The organism is Pseudomonas sp. UC 17F4, assembly GCF_900101695.1.
Taxonomy (GTDB): domain Bacteria; phylum Pseudomonadota; class Gammaproteobacteria; order Pseudomonadales; family Pseudomonadaceae; genus Aquipseudomonas.
Window position 1 is genome coordinate 5,529,775 of record NZ_FNKV01000001.1, and the last position, 17,403, is coordinate 5,547,177.

Below are 17,403 nucleotides of genomic sequence, written 5' to 3' on the forward strand. Positions count from 1 at the left end.
CAGTGAGAACCTCATTCCCTGTGGGAGCGAGCTTGCCCCGCGATAGCCTTCATCACAACGAGGGTACGACCATGTCACTAAGCGTCTTCGACCTGTTCAAGATCGGCATCGGCCCCTCCAGTTCCCATACCGTAGGCCCTATGCGCGCCGCTGCGCGTTTTGCTGAAGGCCTGCGTCGCGACGGCCTGCTGGCCGCTACAGTCAGCGTCAAGGCCGAGCTCTATGGCTCGCTCGGCGCCACCGGCAAAGGCCACGGCAGCGACAAGGCCGTGCTGCTCGGCCTTGAAGGCGAACACCCGGACAGCGTCGACACCGAAAGCATCCCCGCACGCCTGCAGGCCATCCGCAGCAGCGGCCGGCTCAACCTGCTCGGCGAGCATGCAATCGACTTCGTTGAAAAGCAGCACCTGGCGATGATCCGCAAACCCCTGGCCTTCCATCCCAACGGCATGATCTTCCGTGCCTTTGACGCCGCCGGCTTGCAGATTCGCAGCCGCGAGTACTACTCGGTGGGCGGTGGTTTCGTGGTCGACGAGGACGCCGCCGGCGCCGATCGCATCGTCGAAGACAGCACCGTGCTGCCCTACCCGCTCAAGACCGCCAAGGAGCTGCTTGGCCACTGTACCGCGCAGCACCTGTCGATCAGCCAGGTCATGCTGGCCAACGAAGCCGCCTGGCGCCCGGAAAGCGACACCCGCAGCGGCCTGTTGCACATCTGGCAGGTCATGCAGGACTGCGTGTCTGCCGGTTGTCGCAACGAAGGTATCTTGCCTGGCGGGCTCAAGGTCAAACGCCGCGCCGCCGCACTGTACCGCCAGCTGTGCAGCAACCCGGAGGCGAGCCTGCGCGACGCGCTGTCGGTGCTCGACTGGGTCAACCTCTACGCCCTGGCCGTCAACGAAGAAAACGCCTTTGGCGGGCGCGTGGTCACCGCGCCGACCAATGGCGCCGCCGGCATCGTCCCGGCAGTGTTGCACTACTACATGCGTTTTATCCCGGGCGCCAATGACGACGGCGTGGTGCGTTTTCTGCTCACCGCCGCCGCCATCGGCATCCTCTATAAAGAGAACGCCTCGATCTCCGGTGCCGAAGTCGGCTGCCAGGGCGAAGTCGGCGTTGCCTGCTCGATGGCCGCCGGAGCCCTGTGCGAGGTGATGGGCGGCACGGTGCAGCAGGTCGAGAACGCCGCCGAAATCGGCATGGAACACAACCTGGGCCTGACCTGCGACCCGATCGGCGGGCTAGTCCAGGTGCCCTGCATCGAGCGTAACGCCATGGGTTCGGTCAAGGCCATCAACGCGGTGCGCATGGCCCTGCGCGGTGACGGGCAGCACTTCGTCTCGCTGGATAAGGTCATCCGCACCATGCGCCAGACCGGCGCCGACATGAAAAGCAAATACAAGGAGACCGCCCGCGGCGGTCTGGCCGTCAACATCATCGAATGCTGACACCCTCTCAAGCCCCAAGGAGTCATCAATGTCCACCGAAACACTGCTCAAGACCCCGCTGCACGCCCTGCACCTGGAACTGGGCGCCCGCATGGTGCCGTTCGCCGGATACGACATGCCGGTCCAGTACCCGCTGGGAGTGATGAAAGAACACCTGCACAGCCGCGAGCAGGCCGGCCTGTTCGACGTTTCGCACATGGGCCAGATCCGCCTGAGCGGCGCCGCTGCAGCCAAGGCCCTGGAAACCCTGGTGCCGGTCGACATCATCGACCTGCCGGTGGGCATGCAGCGCTATGCCATGTTCACCAACGAACACGGCGGCATCCTCGATGACCTGATGGTCGCCAACCTGGGCAACGACGAACTGTTCCTGGTGGTCAACGCGGCCTGCAAAGAGCAAGACCTGGCCCATTTGCGCAAACATATCGGCGATCAGTGCCAGATCCAGCCACTGTTCGAGGAGCGCGCCCTGCTGGCCCTGCAGGGGCCGGCGGCGGTGAAGGTGCTCGAGCGCCTGGCACCCGTCGTGACGAAGATGACTTTCATGCAGTTCCAGCCGGTACAACTGCTGGGCGCAGACTGTTTTGTCAGCCGCTCGGGCTACACCGGTGAGGACGGTTTCGAGATTTCGGTGCCGGCCGGGAAAGCCGAAGAGCTGGCGCGCCGCCTGCTGGCCGAACCCGAAGTCCAGGCTATCGGCCTGGGCGCACGCGACTCGCTGCGCCTGGAGGCCGGCCTGTGCCTGTATGGCCACGACATGAACACCCAGACCACGCCCATCGAAGCCAGCCTGCTCTGGGCCATCTCCAAGGTGCGCCGTGCCGATGGCCAGCGCGCCGGCGGCTTCCCCGGTGCCGAGGCGATCTTCGCCCAGCAGCAAAGCGGGGTTGCGCGCAAGCGCGTGGGCCTGTTGCCGCAGGAGCGCACACCGGTGCGCGAAGGCGCCGAGATCGTTGACGAGTCAGGCACGGTTATCGGCAGCATCTGCAGTGGCGGCTTTGGCCCGACATTGAATGCGCCGGTGGCGATGGGGTACCTCGATGCCGCGTACAGCGCACTGGAAACCCCAGTGTGGGCGATCGTGCGCGGCAAGCGCGTGGCGATGAAAGTGAGCAAGATGCCCTTCGTTGCCCAACGCTATTATCGCGGCTGAATCGATACTTGAAACAACGTGTCATGAAGCGTTCGGATTTTCGAATTCGAACGCTTTTTATAACTTTCGAAAAGCGTTGCGACAATGCTTGGAATGAGCCGGAAAAAATCGACCGAACGGCGGCTAAAAGGCACAGCGGCGGCGGTCTGCAGGGCTTGTTTTTGTCTTCAAAGTTAGCGTATTGTCTGTGCACTGTGTTTGCATGGGTCGCTATGGTTCGTGACCTGGGCAGTAGCTCTGATGTTTGCTACACCCGTTCGACGTCTCTTACTTTCCTGCAACCCAGCCCAGTACTCTTTCATTTGGAAGAAGCTGTTACTAATTCTAAGTTTCAAAGGAAATAAGACAATGTCCCAACGTCAGAGCGGTACCGTCAAGTGGTTTAACGACGAGAAAGGTTTTGGTTTCATCACTCCAGAAAGCGGTCCGGATCTGTTCGTACACTTCCGCGCTATTCAGGGTAACGGCTTCAAGAGCCTGAAAGAAGGTCAGAAAGTCACCTTCATCGCCGTGCAGGGCCAGAAAGGCATGCAGGCTGACGAAGTTCAAGCCGAAGGCTGATCTTCATCAACAAAGAAGCCTCTGCTGGCAACAGCAGGGGCTTTTTTGTGCGCGCAATTCCGTAGAATGGGCGTTTTGCGCAAGGAGGGCCTCGCCAGTGCCCAAGCAGCTGTTACAGCCCGAAGGTGAATTTCCCCCTGTCGACCTTGGCCGCCGCCTGGCCGCCATGTTCTATGACTTTTTGCTGTGCACCGCGTTGCTGATCGTCACCGCCGGTGCCTACAAGATGATCCAGATGGCTTTCATCGGGGAAGCGCGCATGCGCGAGTTGACCGAGGCCGGCGCCCTGGATGGCGACCCGTTGCTGTCGACCATCCTGCTGTTCGCCCTGTTCGGCTTTTTCGCCAAGTTCTGGACCCACGGCGGCCAGACCCTGGGTATGCAGGTATGGGGCATCCGTGTGCAAAATGCCGACGGCAGCGCCATCAGCCTGTGGCAGGCACTGCTGCGTTTTGTCGTATCGATCGGCTCGTGGTTGTGCCTGGGCCTGGGTTTTATCTGGGCGTTGTTCGACAAGCGCAAGCGCAGCTGGCACGACATCTACTCCGACACTCAACTGGTGCGAATTCCCAAGCGCAAAAAATAACCGCGCACAAAAAAGCCGACCCTGAGGTCGGCTTTTTCTTGTCTGCGGCAATTTATCCGGCGCGCCGCAACATCCACAACCCGGCCACCGCACAGATCGCCGCCGGCAGCACCACCGCCAGCAACGGCGGGAAGCCGAACACCTGGCTGGAAGGCCCGAGCAGGTCCTGGGCGATGCGGAACACAAAACCCACCAGCACCCCGGTGAACACCCGCTGACCAAGGGTCACCGAGCGCAGCGGACCGAAGATGAAGGAGATGGCCATCAGCACCAGCGCCGCGGTGACCATCGGCTGCAGCACCTTGGTCCAGAATGCCAGCCAGTACCGGGCGTTGTTCAGGCCCTGGTCGGACAGGTAGTGGATGTAATCCCAAAGACCGGTGATCGACAGTGATTCTGGTGCGACCACTACGGTATTGAGCAACTGCGGGGTGACCGACACGTCCCAGCGTTCTTCAGGCGTTTTGATGACTTCGGTGTGATCGCCGCGGAAATAGGTGGTGGTCACGTCGCTGAGCAGCCAGTGATCTTCCTTGTACTGGGCACGGCGGGCAAAGCTCGAGGTCTGCATGTGCCGCTCGTTGTCGAAGCGATAGCGGGTCACGCCGTAGAGCAAGCCATTGGGCTGCACCGAGTTGATGTGCACGAACTCGTCACCCTGGCGGTGCCACATGCCGCGCTTGGAGCTCTGCGCCTCACCACCGCCCTGGGCCAGGGAACGGTCGGCCTGGGCCTTGTTCTCGGTGACCGGGGCCAGGTACTCGCCAATCAGGATACCGGCCAGCATCAGCACCAGCATCGGCTTCATCACCGCCCAGACGATCCGCCCGATCGACACGCCGGCGGCGCGCATGATGGTCAGCTCGCTGCTGCTGGCCAGGCTCCCCAGGCCGATCAGGCAGCCGATCAGGGCAGCCATCGGCAGCATGTCGTAGAGCCGCCGCGGTGCGGTGAGCAAGACGAAATTGCCGGCGTCCATCAGCGTGTAGGTGTCGGTGATATCGCCCATTTCATCGATGAAGGCGAACAGCGAAGCCAGGCCCAGAATGATGCCCAGTACGGCGAGGATCGCCATCAGCACGCTTTTGCCGATGTAACTGTCGAGCTTAACCATGGGCCACCTCCGCACGGCGAGCGGCGCGCTTGAGGCGCAACGGCTCCCAGTACATCAGCCCCAGGCCGATCAACAGAAACAGGCCATGGACCCACCAGATACCCAGGCCGATCGGCAGCTTGCCTTTCTCCAGGGCGCCACGCACGGCAATCAGCATTGTCAGGTACGCCATATACAGAAGAATCGCCGGCAGCAGTTTGAGGAAACGGCCCTGGCGCGGGTTGACCCGCGACAGTGGCACCGCCAGCAGGGTGACGATGAACACCAGCAACGGCAGCGACAGGCGCCACTGCAGCTCGGCACGCTCGCGCAGGCCCTTGCTGCCAATCAGTTGCGAGGTCGGGATGGCTTCACGCTCGGTGATCTCTTCACTGACTTCAGGCTTGGGCAACAGCACGCCGTAGGTGTCGTACTTGATTGCGCGGTAATCAGCCTGGCCAGGGTTACCGTCATAGCGGTAGCCGTTTTCCAGGATCAGGTAGCGGTTGCCATCGGGGTTGACCTGCTGGTGGCCTTTTTCCGCCACCAGTACCGACGGACCGCGGTCCTTGGTCTTGTCCTGGTTGAAGCGCTTCTCGGAAATGAACACGCCGCCAAGGTTGACCCGATCTTCCGACAGTTGCTCGGTATAGGTAACCCGTGAACCATCGCGCAGGGTCTGGAAGCGGCCCGGCACCAGGGTGTCGAACTCGGTCAGGGCGTCCTGCTGGTTGATGATCTGTGCGACCTGGGTAACGCCCTGGGGCGCCAGGCTCAGGCTCAGCCAGGCTACCAGCAAGGCCACCAGTGCCGCCGGCGCCATGGTCATGCCCAGCAACCGCTGCTGGCTCATACCGGTGGCCGAAAGCACGGTCATCTCGCTTTCCAGGTACAAACGGCCATAGGCCAGGAGGATACCGAGGAACAGCCCCAGAGGCAGGATCAACTGCAGGAAGCCCGGCAGGCGGTAGCCCATGATCAGGAACAGCACGCTCGGGTCGAGCACGCCCTGGGCCGCCTGGGCCAGGTATTTGATGAAGCGCCCACTCATGATGATGACCAGCAGCACAGCGCTGACGGCACTCAAGGTCACCAGGACCTCGCGGGACAGATAACGAAAGACGATCAAACCAGACACTCCTGGGTTGTCAGGCTCGGACAGCCGAACAAGAAATCCATAACAGCCAAGATAGTAGCCCGCTCGCCAGAGCGAACCCGGGTAAAAGTTGGCGCATTATCCTGTGATTGGCCGTGCCTGTCACTTGGCGCCGCACAATGCTTCATCTCGGGGTTGTCAGGGCGGGCGAAGCAGGCTCAAACTGGGGGCTTTAGCACTGGTACGCGACCACGCGGCCACGACCGCGCCTGCATAGACAACGCGCATCGACAGATCATTCGGGGAACCTGACATGGAACTGGTTGTAAAAAGCGTAGCCGCAGCATCCTTGAAAACCGCCACCCTGGTCCTGCCAGTGGCTGAAGGCGGCAAACTCGGCGCCATCGCCAAAACCATCGACGAAGCCACCGGCGGTGCCCTGGCCAGCGTGCTCAAGCGCGGCGACCTGGCCGGCAAGGTCGGCCAGACCCTGCTGCTGCACAGCCTGCCAAACCTCAAGGCCGAGCGCGTATTGCTGGTGGGTACCGGCAAGGATGCCGAGCTGGGTGATCGCAGCTGGCGCAAGGTCGTTGCCGCCGTGCTGGCAGTGCTCAAGGGGCTGAACGGCAGCGACGCAGCTCTGGCCCTGGACGACGTCAAGGTTGCCGGCCGCGATGCTTTCTATGGCAAGACCCGCCTGTTGGCCGAGAGCCTGCTCGATGGCCAGTACGTGTTCGACCAGTTCAAGAGCAAGAAAGCCGAACCTCGCGCCCTGAAAAAAATCACCCTGCTCAGCGCCAAGGCCGGTGCCAGCGATGTCGAGCGCGCGGTCAAGCATGCCGTTGCCATCGCCAACGGCATGGGCTTCACCCGCGACCTGGGCAACCTGCCACCGAACGTCTGCCACCCAAGCTACCTGGCCGAACAGGCCAAGGCCCTGGGCAAGGAATTCAAGGGCCTCAAGGTCGAGGTGCTGGACGAGAAGAAGATCAAGGACCTGGGCATGGGCGCTTTCTACGCCGTCGGCCAGGGCAGCGACCAGCCGCCACGCCTGATCGTGCTCAACTACCAGGGCGGCAAAAAGAGCGAGAAGCCTTTCGTGCTGGTGGGCAAGGGCATCACCTTCGACACCGGTGGCATCAGCCTCAAGCCCGGCGCCGGCATGGATGAAATGAAGTTCGACATGGGCGGCGCCGCCAGCGTCTTCGGCACCCTGCGCGCCGTGCTCGAGCTGCAACTGCCGATCAACCTGGTGTGCCTGCTGGCCTGCGCCGAGAACATGCCGAGCGGCGGCGCCACCCGTCCTGGCGACATCGTCACGACCATGAGCGGGCAGACCGTCGAGATCCTCAACACCGACGCCGAAGGCCGCCTGGTGCTGTGCGACACCCTGACCTACGCCGAGCGCTTCAAGCCTCAGGCAGTGATCGACATCGCCACCCTGACCGGCGCCTGCATCGTCGCCCTGGGCAGCCACACCTCGGGCCTGATGGGCAACAACGATGACCTGGTCGGGCAACTGCTCGACGCCGGCAAGCGCGCCGACGACCGCGCCTGGCAGCTACCGCTGTTCGACGAATACCAGGAACAGCTCGACAGCCCGTTCGCCGACATCGCCAACATCGGCGGGCCAAAAGCCGGCACCATCACCGCCGGTTGCTTCCTGTCGCGCTTTGCCAAGGCTTACAACTGGGCTCACCTGGACATCGCCGGCACCGCCTGGATCAGCGGCGGCAAGGACAAGGGTGCCACTGGCCGCCCGGTTCCACTGCTGACCCAGTACCTGCTCGATCGCGCCAACGCCTGAGGCGACGCTGGCCGTCTGCGCCTTGGGGCGTAGCCGGCCGGCAGGCAGACCATGAGCAAAGTCGATTTCTACATATTGCCCAGCGCCGCGCCCTCGGCGCGCCTGGATTTCGCCTGCAAACTGTGCGACAAGGCCTGGCGCCTGGGGCACCGGGTTTACCTGCATTGCAGCGACGCCGCCCAGCGCGATGAACTGGACGCGCGCCTGTGGGCGTTCAAGGGCGAGGCCTTCGTGCCCCACGACGCGGCTGAAGACAACCCGCAGGGCAGCGTCGCTCTGGGCCTTGGCGATGATGCCGGCAGCCACCAGGACCTGCTGATCAACCTTGACCTCAAGGTACCGGCGTTCGCTTCCCGCTTTGCCCGGATCGCCGAGATCGTGGTCGAAGAGCCGGCGATTCGTCAGGCGGCCCGAGAGAGTTTCCGTTTCTACCGCGAACAGGGCTATGCTCTGCAAGATCACCGCTTACAGCGACTCTGAAGACGATGGACAAACCCACTCCCCTGCCCCAATCCGCGCACCTGCTGGACGACCTGGAGTCGATCCGCCAGCTGCTTGGCGATGCATCCCTTGAGCCGCCGCTATTGACCGACACCGTCGAGGAGCAGATCCCGCTGCTGCTCGAAGAGGCCGAAGCAGCGCCGCAGCCGGCGCCTGAAGCGCCAGCCGACCCGCAGGCCAAGCGCCAGGAAACCCTGCTGCACCTGGACGCCGAGCTACGCGCGGCGGCCCAGTTGATCATGCAGGACGTGATCAACGATTTCGCCCCGCATATCGAAAGCGAAATCAAGCGCCGCCTCGATGCCAGGCTTGAGCGCCTGCTCAACCAATAAAAAGCAGTAACAAGCTTCAAGCGACAAGCTGCAAGAGCCGTGCGGCGCTCTGAGCTTGCAGCTTGTCGCTTGAAGTTTGCCCCCCCGCATATCGAAAGCGAAATCAAGCGCCGCCTGGATGCCCGGCTCGAGCGCCTGCTCAACCAATAAAAAGCAGTAACAAGCTTCAAGCGACAAGCTGCAAGAACCGTGCGGCGCTCTGAGCTTGCAGCTTGTCGCTTGAAGTTTGCCCCCCCGCATATCGAAAGCGAAATCAAGCGCCGCCTCGATGCCAAGCCTGAGCGCATGCTTAACCAATAAAAAGCAGTAACAAGCTTCAAGCGACAAGCTGCAAGAGCCGTGCGGCGCTCTGAGCTTGCAGCTTGTCGCTTGAAGCTTGCGGCTTCGTTATACTCTCCGGCTTTCCTGAATAAATGCCTAAGGGTCCCGCCGCGCATGGATAAGACCTACCAGCCGCACGCCATTGAAACTTCCTGGTACAACACCTGGGAGTCCGAGAATTATTTCGCTCCGCAAGGCGCGGGCGATTCCTACACCATCATGATCCCGCCGCCGAACGTCACCGGCAGCCTGCACATGGGTCATGGCTTCAACAACGCGATCATGGACGCCCTGATCCGTTTCCGCCGCATGCAGGGCCGCAACACCCTGTGGCAGCCAGGTACCGACCACGCCGGTATCGCCACGCAGATGCTGGTCGAGCGTCAACTCGAAGCCAAAGGCCAGAACCGTCACGACCTGGGCCGCGAGAAGTTCCTGGAAAAGGTCTGGGAATGGAAAGATCAGTCCGGTGGCAACATCAGCCGCCAGATTCGCCGCCTGGGCTCGTCGGTCGACTGGAGCCGCGAGCGTTTCACCATGGACGACGGCCTCTCGGAAGCAGTGAAAGAAGCCTTCGTGCGCCTGCATGAAGACGGCCTGATCTACCGCGGCAAGCGCCTGGTCAACTGGGACACCAAGCTGCACACGGCGATCTCCGACCTCGAAGTGGAAAACCACGACGAGAAGGGTCACCTGTGGAACCTGCGCTACCCGCTGGCTGACGGCGCCAAAACTGCCGACGGCAAGGACTACCTGATCGTCGCCACCACGCGCCCGGAAACCATGCTCGGCGACGCCGCCGTTGCCGTGAACCCGGAAGACGAGCGTTACAAGGCGCTGATCGGCAAGTTCGTCGAGCTGCCGCTGGTTGGCCGCCGTATCCCGATCATCGCCGACGACTATTGCGACCCTGAGTTCGGCACCGGCTGTGTGAAAATCACCCCGGCCCACGACTTCAACGACTATGAAGTCGGCAAGCGCCACAACCTGCCGCTGCTGAACATCTTCGACAAGAACGCCTTCGTCCTGCCGGCCGCCCAGGTGTTCAACCTCGACGGCAGCGTCAACGACAGCATCGACGCGACCCTGCCGGCCCAGTATGCAGGCCTCGACCGCTTCGTTGCGCGCAAGCAGATCGTTGCCGATTTCGACGCCGCCGGCCTGTTGGTCAGCGTCGACGACCACGCCCTGAAAGTGCCGAAAGGCGACCGCTCGGGTACCGTCATCGAGCCGTGGCTGACCGACCAGTGGTACGTGTCGACCAAGCCGCTGGCAGAGCCTGCGATTGCTGCCGTCGAAGACGGCCGCATTCAGTTCGTGCCCAAACAGTACGAAAACATGTACTTCTCCTGGATGCGCGACATCCAGGACTGGTGCATCAGCCGTCAGCTGTGGTGGGGTCACCGTATTCCGGCCTGGTACGACGAATCCGGCAAGGTCTATGTCGGCCGTAGCGAAGAAGAGGTGCGCAGCAAGCACAACCTCGGCGCCGACGTGGTCCTGAACCAGGACAACGACGTGCTCGACACCTGGTTCAGCTCGGGCCTGTGGACCTTCTCGACCCTGGGCTGGCCACAGCAGACCGAATTCCTCAAGAAGTTCCACTCCACCGACGTGCTGGTCACCGGCTTCGACATCATTTTCTTCTGGGTTGCCCGGATGATCATGCTGACCATGCACCTGGTGAAGAACGAGGACGGCACCCCGCAGGTACCGTTCAAGACCGTGTATGTGCACGGCCTGGTGCGCGATGGCCAGGGCCAGAAGATGTCCAAGTCCAAGGGCAACGTCCTTGACCCGCTGGACATCGTCGACGGCATCACCCTGGACGAACTGCTGGAAAAACGCACCAGCGGCATGATGCAGCCAAAGCTTGCCGAGAAGATCGCCAAGCAGACCAAGGCCGAGTTCCCGGAAGGCATCGCCAGCTACGGCACCGACGCCCTGCGCTTCACCTTCTGCTCGCTGGCCTCCACCGGTCGCGACATCAAGTTCGACATGGGCCGCGTCGAAGGCTACCGCAACTTCTGCAACAAGATCTGGAACGCTGCGCGCTATGTTCTGGACAAGGGCGAAGACTGCGGCCAGAACGGCGAAGCCTACGAGCTGTCGCTGGCTGATCGCTGGATCATCTCGCAGCTGCAGCGCACCGAAGCCGAAGTCACCCGCCAGCTCGACCAGTTCCGCTTCGACCTGGCCGCCCAGGCGCTCTACGAGTTCATCTGGAACCAGTATTGCGACTGGTACCTGGAGCTGTCCAAGCCGGTCCTGTGGGACGAGAACGCCCCGGTCGAACGCGCCCGTGGCACTCGCCGCACCCTGGTTCGGGTGCTGGAAGTGGCACTGCGCCTGGCCCATCCGTTCATGCCGTTCATCACCGAAGAAATCTGGCAGCGCCTGGCGCCGCTGGCCGGCGCGCAAGGCAAGACCATCATGCTGCAGCCATGGCCAGTGGCCAATGAAAGCCGCATCGATGCCGCTGCCGAAGGCGATATCGAATGGCTCAAGGAGCTGATGCTCGGCGTGCGCAACATCCGCGGCGAAATGAACATCGGCCCGGGCAAGCCACTGCAACTGTTCCTGAAAAACGCCAGCGCCGAAGACCAGCGCCGCCTGCAGGAAAACGAAGCGCTGCTGAAGAAGCTGGCGAAGATCGAGTCCTTCACCGTGCTCGGCGAACAGGACGAGGCGCCGCTGAGCGCCACCGCCCTGGTCGGCGATCTGCAAGTACTGGTGCCGATGGCCGGGCTGATCGACAAGGACGCCGAGCTGGCTCGCCTGAACAAGGAAATCCAGCGTCTGCAGGGCGAAGTCCAGCGCGTCGGCGGCAAGCTGTCCAACGCCGCCTTCGTCGACAAGGCACCGCCTGCGGTGATCGACAAGGAACGCGCCAAGCTGGCTGAAGCCGAACAGGCCCTGGCCAACTTCACCGAGCAGCATGCGCGGATTGCCGCCTTGTAACGATCGCTGACCTCAGTGATGCCATCGCGGGTCAAGCCCGCTCCCACAGAAGTCTCTGTAGGAGCGGGCTTGACCCGCGATGCTTTGCACCGGACCTCAACATGACCACAACCAACAAACCGACCCTGCACCCGCGCAACCGCCACCAGGGCCGCTACGACTTCCCCCAGTTGATCAAGAGCAGCCCGCAGCTGGGCCAGTTCATGATCACCAACCCCCACGGCAAGCCGAGCATCGACTTCGCCAACCCGGATGCCGTCAGGGTCTTCAACCGCGCCCTGCTCAAGGCCCAGTACGGTATCCAGCACTGGGACATCCCGGCTGACTACCTGTGCCCGCCAATCCCCGGCCGGGCCGACTACGTACACGTGCTGGCCGACTTGCTGGCAGACGAAAACGGCGGCGAAATACCCCGTGGCGCGCAGGTCCAGGCCCTGGACATCGGCGTCGGTGCCAATTGCATCTACCCGTTGCTGGGCAACAGCGATTACCGCTGGCGCTTTCTCGGTTCAGACATCGACGCCACGGCACTGGCTGCGGCCGGCGCCATCGTCCAGGCCAATGGCCTGGGCAAGGCCATCAGCCTGCGCCAGCAAGGCAACCGCAAGCACATCCTGCTGGGGCTGCTCAAAAGCGACGAGCGCTTCGACCTGACCCTGTGCAACCCGCCCTTCCACGCCTCACGCGAAGAAGCCACCCGCGGCAGCCAGCGCAAATGGCGGGCACTGGGCAAGGCCGATCCCAAGCGCAAGCTGCCGGTGCTGAACTTTGGCGGGCAGAACAACGAACTGTGGTGCGAAGGCGGCGAGATCCGCTTCGTCAGCCAGTTGGTGGCCGAGAGCGTCAGCCTGAGCCAGCAGGTGCTGTGGTTCACCAGCCTGGTATCGAAAGCCTCCAACCTGCCCGGCATCCAGGCCGCGCTGAAAAAGGCCGGGGCGGCCGAACAGCGGGTGGTGGAGATGGGCCAGGGGCAGAAACAGAGCCGCATGATCGCCTGGACCTTCCAGGACGCCGCAGCGCGCCAGGCTTGGCGCCAGCAGCGCTGGAGCAAAACCCAGTCATAAAAAAACCGCGTCCGGGCAACCCGGACGCGGCTTTTGTCGAGCTGTTTACAATTACTTGTTTACAGCGTCGGTCAGCACTTTGGCTGGTACGAACTTGACGACTTTCTTGGCAGCGATTTCGATGGCAGCGCCAGTCGAAGGGTTGCGGCCGGTACGGGCAGGACGCTCGGTGATTTTCAGTTTGCCGATGCCTGGCAGGGTGATTTCGCTGCCATTTTCCAGTTGATCAGCAACGATCTGGCCCAGTTGCTCCAGAGCGTTACGCGCGGTGGTTTTTGGCGCGTCGATAGCTTCAGCGATATCGGCGATCAGTTGGTCTTTGGTCAATGCCATGGTGGTGTTCCTTCCCTATCAAATTCAGTGAGTATGCAGAGTGCTACGTCAGTCATCGAGCCAGACCTGCGGGGGATCCGGCGGTCCGGTGTTACAGCCACGTCAATCGCGTATGTAGATACGTAAAACGACGTTTGGTTCGACGTGACGCGAGCGGTCTGCCAGCAATGCGCCACACACGGGGCGCAAGACCGGGCAAAACTACCACAGGAATAGATAAATATCCGCCTCCCACAGGGCAAATGTGCAGGTTTTTCGGGGGTTTGCGCGAAAAAACGCAAAAATTTGAACAAAAAATAAACAACCGACATATCTGCCAACATCTGGCCGCTGAATCACCCCTGTGCTGAGGTACACTTGGCGACTTTGCAACGCGGCCAGCACCGCCCATTTTCAACCGAGAATCCCATGCCGATCCGTCATTGCATCGTCCACCTGATCGACAAGAAACCCGATGGCAGCCCCGCCGTGCTGCACGCCCGCGACTCGGAACTGGCCGAGTCGGGTGCCATCGAAAACCTTCTGGCCGACCTCAACGATAGCTACAACGCCAAACAGGGCAAAGCCTGGGGCTTCTTCCACGCAGAATCCGGCGCCCACCCGTTCAGCGGCTGGCTCAAGGAATACCTCGACGAAGGCAGCACCTTCACGGCCTTCAGCCGCGTCGCCGTCGAGCACCTGCAAAAGCTGATGGAAGAGTCCAACCTGTCGGTCGGCGGCCACGTGTTGTTCGCCCACTATCAGCAAGGCATGACCGATTACCTGGTGATCGCCTTGCTGCACCACAGCGAAGGCGTGGCGGTAAACGCCGAGCTGGACGTGACCCCGTCGCGCCACCTGGACTGGCCAGCTGCACCTGGCCGCGCGCATCAACCTTTCCGAGTGGCAGAACAACAAGGCCTCCAAGCAGTACATCTCCTTCATCAAGGGCAAGAACGGCAAGAAGGTCTCGGAGTACTTCCGCGACTTCATCGGCTGCCAGGAAGGCGTCGACGGCCCGGGCGAGACCCGCACCCTGCTCAAGGCTTTCAGCGATTTTGTCGAAAGCGAAGACCTGCCCGAAGAAGCCGCCCGCGAGAAGACCCAGACCCTGGTCGACTACGCCACCAGCCAGACCAAGGCCGGCGAGCCAGTAACCCTCGAGGAGCTCTCAGGGCTGATCGATGAAGACCGCCCACGGGCCTTCTACGAACATATTCGCAACAAGGACTACGGCCTGTCGCCGGAAATCCCCGCCGATAAGCGCACGCTCAACCAGTTCCGCCGCTTCACCGGCCGTGCCGAAGGGCTGTCGATCAGCTTTGAAGCGCACTTGCTGGGCTCGAAGGTCGAGTACGACGAGGAAGCCGGCACCCTGATCATCAAAGGCCTGCCGACGCAACTGACCGATCAGCTCAAGCGTCGCAAGGACTGAGCCCCGCCCAGGAGGCCACCAGCGCCTCCTTGGCACTCTTGCGCAGCTTTTTCACCAGCCGCTCCTGTTGCAGCGCCTTGGTTTTGTCGGGCCAGGCCTCGACATAGACCAAAGCCACTGCCGGGCTGGTGCTGAAGTAGCGTGCCCCCTGGCCCTTCTGGTGGGCCTGGAAGCGCCGCTCCGGGTTGTCGCTGATCCCGCAGTACAGCGAGCCATTGGCGGCGCGTACCAGGTAGACGTACCAGGGTTTGTTCGGTGGTTGGGCAATGGGCTCGGACACGTTAGTGACTATCAACGGCAAAGCGCACAGCTTAGCGCCTCAGCGCCCCGCCTGAAACGCCCGCAGGCCTTTCTGCGCCTGGGCGCGCACCTTGCCCTGGACCAGCGGCGACCAGCCCAGCAGCACCCCCGTGGTGCCCAAGGCCTGACGTGCCCAGCGCCACAGGTCGAAACTGTCGTGGTGCTCGCAGATCTTGCCGTCCCGAAACACAAAGCGTGCCTGGATGTCGTTGACCACGGTGCGGCCGGTCTGGCTGAACAGGTAGCGGGCGACCCAGCGGGCGCTGCCAGCGCGCTCGTCGGCGCGTACCGTGTCGAAGGTCAGGGTAAAGTCCTTGGCGCGGGTGGTGAGCATGCGCCACATGTCACCGGCATCCTTGCCGCGCAAAGTACCGAAGACCGGGTCACTGAAAACGATATCGTCGCTGTAACAGGCGACCATGGCTTCGGCGTCCAGGCGCTGGAAGGCCTGGTAGAAGCGGGTGATCAGGGCAGTATTGGCGTCGCTCATGGTGCAGGTCCGGTTCATGGCAATAGACCTGCACCATAGTCCGTCGAAGTGGCAAAAAGCTATGGGCATTTGCCTGGCGAATGTCTGCTCAAACCCGCTCGCTGACCACCTGCACATGCAGGTTGCGCCCGGCCTTGAGGCCAAAGCCTATGGCGCCGATGCCCAGCACGGCAAAGATCCAGCCCACCGCGTTCCAGCCGCCGGTCAGGTCATGCACCAGGCCGACCGCGAACGGCCCCATCGATGCCAGGGTGTAACCGATGCCCTGGGCCATGCTCGACAGGTTGGCGGCGACGTGAGCGTCTTTGGAACGCAGCACGATCAGGGTCAATGCCAGGGCGAAGGTACCGCCCTGCCCCAGCCCCAGGACAATGGCCCAGCCCCACAGGCCTTCCAGCGGCGCATACAGGCAGCCGAACAAGCCGGCCAGGGCCATGAGCATGACCACCACAATGGCCAGGCGCTGGTCCTTGCCACGGGTCGCCAGCCACGGCGCGCTGAGCGAACTGAGCAACTGCACGATCACCGAGCCGGACAACACCAGCCCGGCCTGGGTGGGGCTCAGGCCGCGACCGATGAGGATCGACGGCAGCCAGCCGAAAACGATATAGGCCAGCGACGATTGCAGGCCATGTACAGGGTGACCTGCCAGGCCAGCGGATCGCGCAGCAGGCCGCGTACACGGTAGGCCACATTGTGGGCGCCGTGGCCCTGGCGGGCCTGGGGCAGCCAGATCAGCGCCGCCAGCAAGGCCGGGATCAACCAGAAGCCCAGGCCCAGCGACCAGCTGTCGCCCAGGCGCTCGCTCAGGGGCACGGTGGCGCCCGCAGCCATTGCCGCGCCCAGCACAAGGCCATGGTGTAGACGCCGGTCAGGGTCCCGGCATGCTTGGGGAAGTCGCGCTTGACGATGCCCGGCAACAGCACGCCGATCACACCGATGCTAGCCCCGGCCATGATACTGCCGACGAATACCCCGGTGCTGCCAAAGGCGCTGCGCACGGCAATCCCCGCAGCCAGTACCAGAAGGATGCCGAGAATGACCCGCTCACTGCCAAAACGTCGCGCCAACACCGGCGCCAGTGGCGCGAACAAGCCCAGGCAAAGCACCGGCAAGGTGGTCAGCAGGCCCGCCTGGGAAGCGCTCAAGCCGAGGTTGTCGCTGACCTGGCCCAGCAGCGGCGCCATGCTCGACAACGCCGGACGCAGGTTCAGCGCCACCAGCACCAGGCCGAGCAGCAACAGCCAGGGGCGCTTGAGCAGCACCGGTTGCTGTTGCACTTGTTCGTCGTCGGCTTCGGCGTCGATCAGCAGTTCTTCCAGCTCCGGCCCGTTGGCCGGCGCCGCAGTTCGGGTTGTTTCATCGCCCATGGCAGTCTCGCAAGGTCAGGATTCGTTGATCAGGGTCCGGCTCAGGGCCTTGGCCTTGTCCGGATCGCGTTGTTCGATGGCATCGAGAATCTGCCCGTGCAGGTCGAACACAAGCTGGCAGCGGGGAGCGTGGCTCAGGTTGTGATGCAAGGTGGCCGCCACCACCCCGGAAAAGTAGCGATACAACTCGCTCAGCGCCGGGTTATGCGCGGCATCCACCAGGCGCTGGTGGAACACCAGGTCGCAACCGATGTATTGCTCCAGGTCATCGTGAAAATGCGCACTGCTGTGCTTGAGGGCCTCTCGTAGCCCTTGCAGGTCTTCTTCGCTGCGGCGCAGCGCGGCCAGGCCAATGGCCTCGGCTTCAAGGATATGGCGGGTTTCCCGCGCCTGCTCCAGGTCGCAGCGTGACAGCGCCTGAAGGGCCTGCAACGGGTCGACGGCGGTACGCAGGTAACTGCCATCGCCCTGGCGAACTTCGACCAGGCCACTGAAAGCCAGCACACGCATGGCTTCGCGCACCGTGTTGCGGCTGATGCCGAGCTCAGCAGCCCAGTTCCGGCTCGGTGGGCA

At 62.7% G+C, this 17,403-nt stretch carries 14 protein-coding genes and 3 pseudogenes; 10 read left to right on the forward strand and 7 right to left on the reverse strand.

The window, feature by feature from the left end:
- Nucleotides 1-71: 71 nt before the first annotated feature.
- From BLR26_RS25195 to BLR26_RS25210, 4 genes are all read left to right on the forward strand, one after another.
- A complete protein-coding gene (locus BLR26_RS25195; protein ID WP_093387125.1) occupies nt 72-1,448 on the forward strand; it encodes an L-serine ammonia-lyase in 1,377 nt (458 codons plus the stop codon).
- A gap of 28 nt (nt 1,449-1,476) precedes the next feature.
- Nucleotides 1,477-2,601 carry a glycine cleavage system aminomethyltransferase GcvT gene (gcvT, locus tag BLR26_RS25200; RefSeq protein ID WP_093387130.1) on the forward strand — a complete coding sequence of 375 codons (1,125 nt, stop codon included), beginning with the start codon at nt 1,477-1,479 and terminating at the stop codon, nt 2,599-2,601.
- A gap of 348 nt (nt 2,602-2,949) precedes the next feature.
- A complete protein-coding gene (locus BLR26_RS25205) occupies nt 2,950-3,162 on the forward strand; it encodes a cold-shock protein (RefSeq protein ID WP_007931076.1) in 213 nt (70 codons plus the stop codon).
- 97 nt (nt 3,163-3,259) lie between these two features.
- Complete coding sequence (locus BLR26_RS25210; protein ID WP_093387135.1) at nt 3,260-3,748, forward strand: RDD family protein; 489 nt, start codon at nt 3,260-3,262, stop codon at nt 3,746-3,748.
- A 52-nt stretch (nt 3,749-3,800) separates the two neighbouring features.
- Here BLR26_RS25210 and lptG read toward each other — a convergent pair whose 3' ends face one another.
- Together lptG and lptF are read right to left on the reverse strand one after the other, a co-directional pair.
- On the reverse strand, nt 3,801-4,862 hold the full coding sequence (gene lptG, locus BLR26_RS25215) for an LPS export ABC transporter permease LptG (protein ID WP_045196392.1): 1,062 nt from the start codon (nt 4,860-4,862) through the stop codon (nt 3,801-3,803).
- Nucleotides 4,855-5,970, reverse strand: coding sequence for an LPS export ABC transporter permease LptF (gene lptF, locus BLR26_RS25220; RefSeq protein WP_045196390.1), 1,116 nt, complete (start codon nt 5,968-5,970; stop codon nt 4,855-4,857). The genes lptG and lptF overlap by 8 nt, the downstream gene beginning before the upstream one ends.
- A gap of 280 nt (nt 5,971-6,250) precedes the next feature.
- Between lptF and BLR26_RS25225 the strand changes: the two genes are divergently transcribed.
- The 5 genes from BLR26_RS25225 (at nt 6,251) to rlmF (ending at nt 12,923) form a co-directional block, all read left to right on the forward strand.
- Nucleotides 6,251-7,744 carry a leucyl aminopeptidase gene (locus BLR26_RS25225; protein WP_045196387.1) on the forward strand — a complete coding sequence of 498 codons (1,494 nt, stop codon included), beginning with the start codon at nt 6,251-6,253 and terminating at the stop codon, nt 7,742-7,744.
- 51 nt (nt 7,745-7,795) lie between these two features.
- Nucleotides 7,796-8,224 (forward strand): DNA polymerase III subunit chi, encoded by a 429-nt coding sequence (locus tag BLR26_RS25230; RefSeq protein WP_093387140.1) that lies wholly within the window; start codon nt 7,796-7,798, stop codon nt 8,222-8,224.
- Nucleotides 8,225-8,229: 5 nt separating this feature from the next.
- Nucleotides 8,230-8,577 (forward strand): hypothetical protein, encoded by a 348-nt coding sequence (locus BLR26_RS25235; RefSeq protein WP_045196382.1) that lies wholly within the window; start codon nt 8,230-8,232, stop codon nt 8,575-8,577.
- 435 nt (nt 8,578-9,012) lie between these two features.
- Nucleotides 9,013-11,859, forward strand: a complete 2,847-nt coding sequence (locus BLR26_RS25240; protein WP_045196381.1) for a valine--tRNA ligase — start codon at nt 9,013-9,015, stop codon at nt 11,857-11,859.
- Nucleotides 11,860-11,960: 101 nt separating this feature from the next.
- Entirely contained in the window at nt 11,961-12,923 is a 963-nt protein-coding gene (gene rlmF / locus BLR26_RS25245) for a 23S rRNA (adenine(1618)-N(6))-methyltransferase RlmF (protein WP_093387145.1), read from the forward strand.
- A 51-nt stretch (nt 12,924-12,974) separates the two neighbouring features.
- On the opposite strand, the gene BLR26_RS25250 is transcribed toward rlmF, so the two are convergent.
- Nucleotides 12,975-13,256 (reverse strand): HU family DNA-binding protein, encoded by a 282-nt coding sequence (locus BLR26_RS25250; RefSeq protein WP_009398256.1) that lies wholly within the window; start codon nt 13,254-13,256, stop codon nt 12,975-12,977.
- Nucleotides 13,257-13,664: 408 nt separating this feature from the next.
- Between BLR26_RS25250 and yejK the strand changes: the two are divergent.
- Nucleotides 13,665-14,670: pseudogene (gene yejK, locus BLR26_RS25255) on the forward strand (nucleoid-associated protein YejK).
- Here yejK and BLR26_RS25260 read toward each other — a convergent pair.
- The 4 genes and pseudogenes from BLR26_RS25260 to BLR26_RS25275 all read right to left on the reverse strand — a co-directional run.
- Nucleotides 14,651-14,950, reverse strand: a complete 300-nt coding sequence (locus BLR26_RS25260; protein ID WP_045196374.1) for a GIY-YIG nuclease family protein — start codon at nt 14,948-14,950, stop codon at nt 14,651-14,653. The pseudogene yejK and the gene BLR26_RS25260 sit on opposite strands and share 20 nt — an antisense overlap.
- Nucleotides 14,951-14,989: 39 nt before the next feature.
- Nucleotides 14,990-15,460: a nuclear transport factor 2 family protein gene (locus BLR26_RS25265; RefSeq protein WP_093387155.1), complete on the reverse strand. Its 471-nt coding sequence runs from the start codon at nt 15,458-15,460 to the stop codon at nt 14,990-14,992.
- Nucleotides 15,461-15,548: 88 nt separating this feature from the next.
- A pseudogene (locus BLR26_RS25270) lies at nt 15,549-16,830 on the reverse strand (CynX/NimT family MFS transporter).
- Nucleotides 16,831-16,845: 15 nt separating this feature from the next.
- Nucleotides 16,846-17,403, reverse strand: a pseudogene (locus tag BLR26_RS25275) (FadR/GntR family transcriptional regulator); the annotation flags it as partial.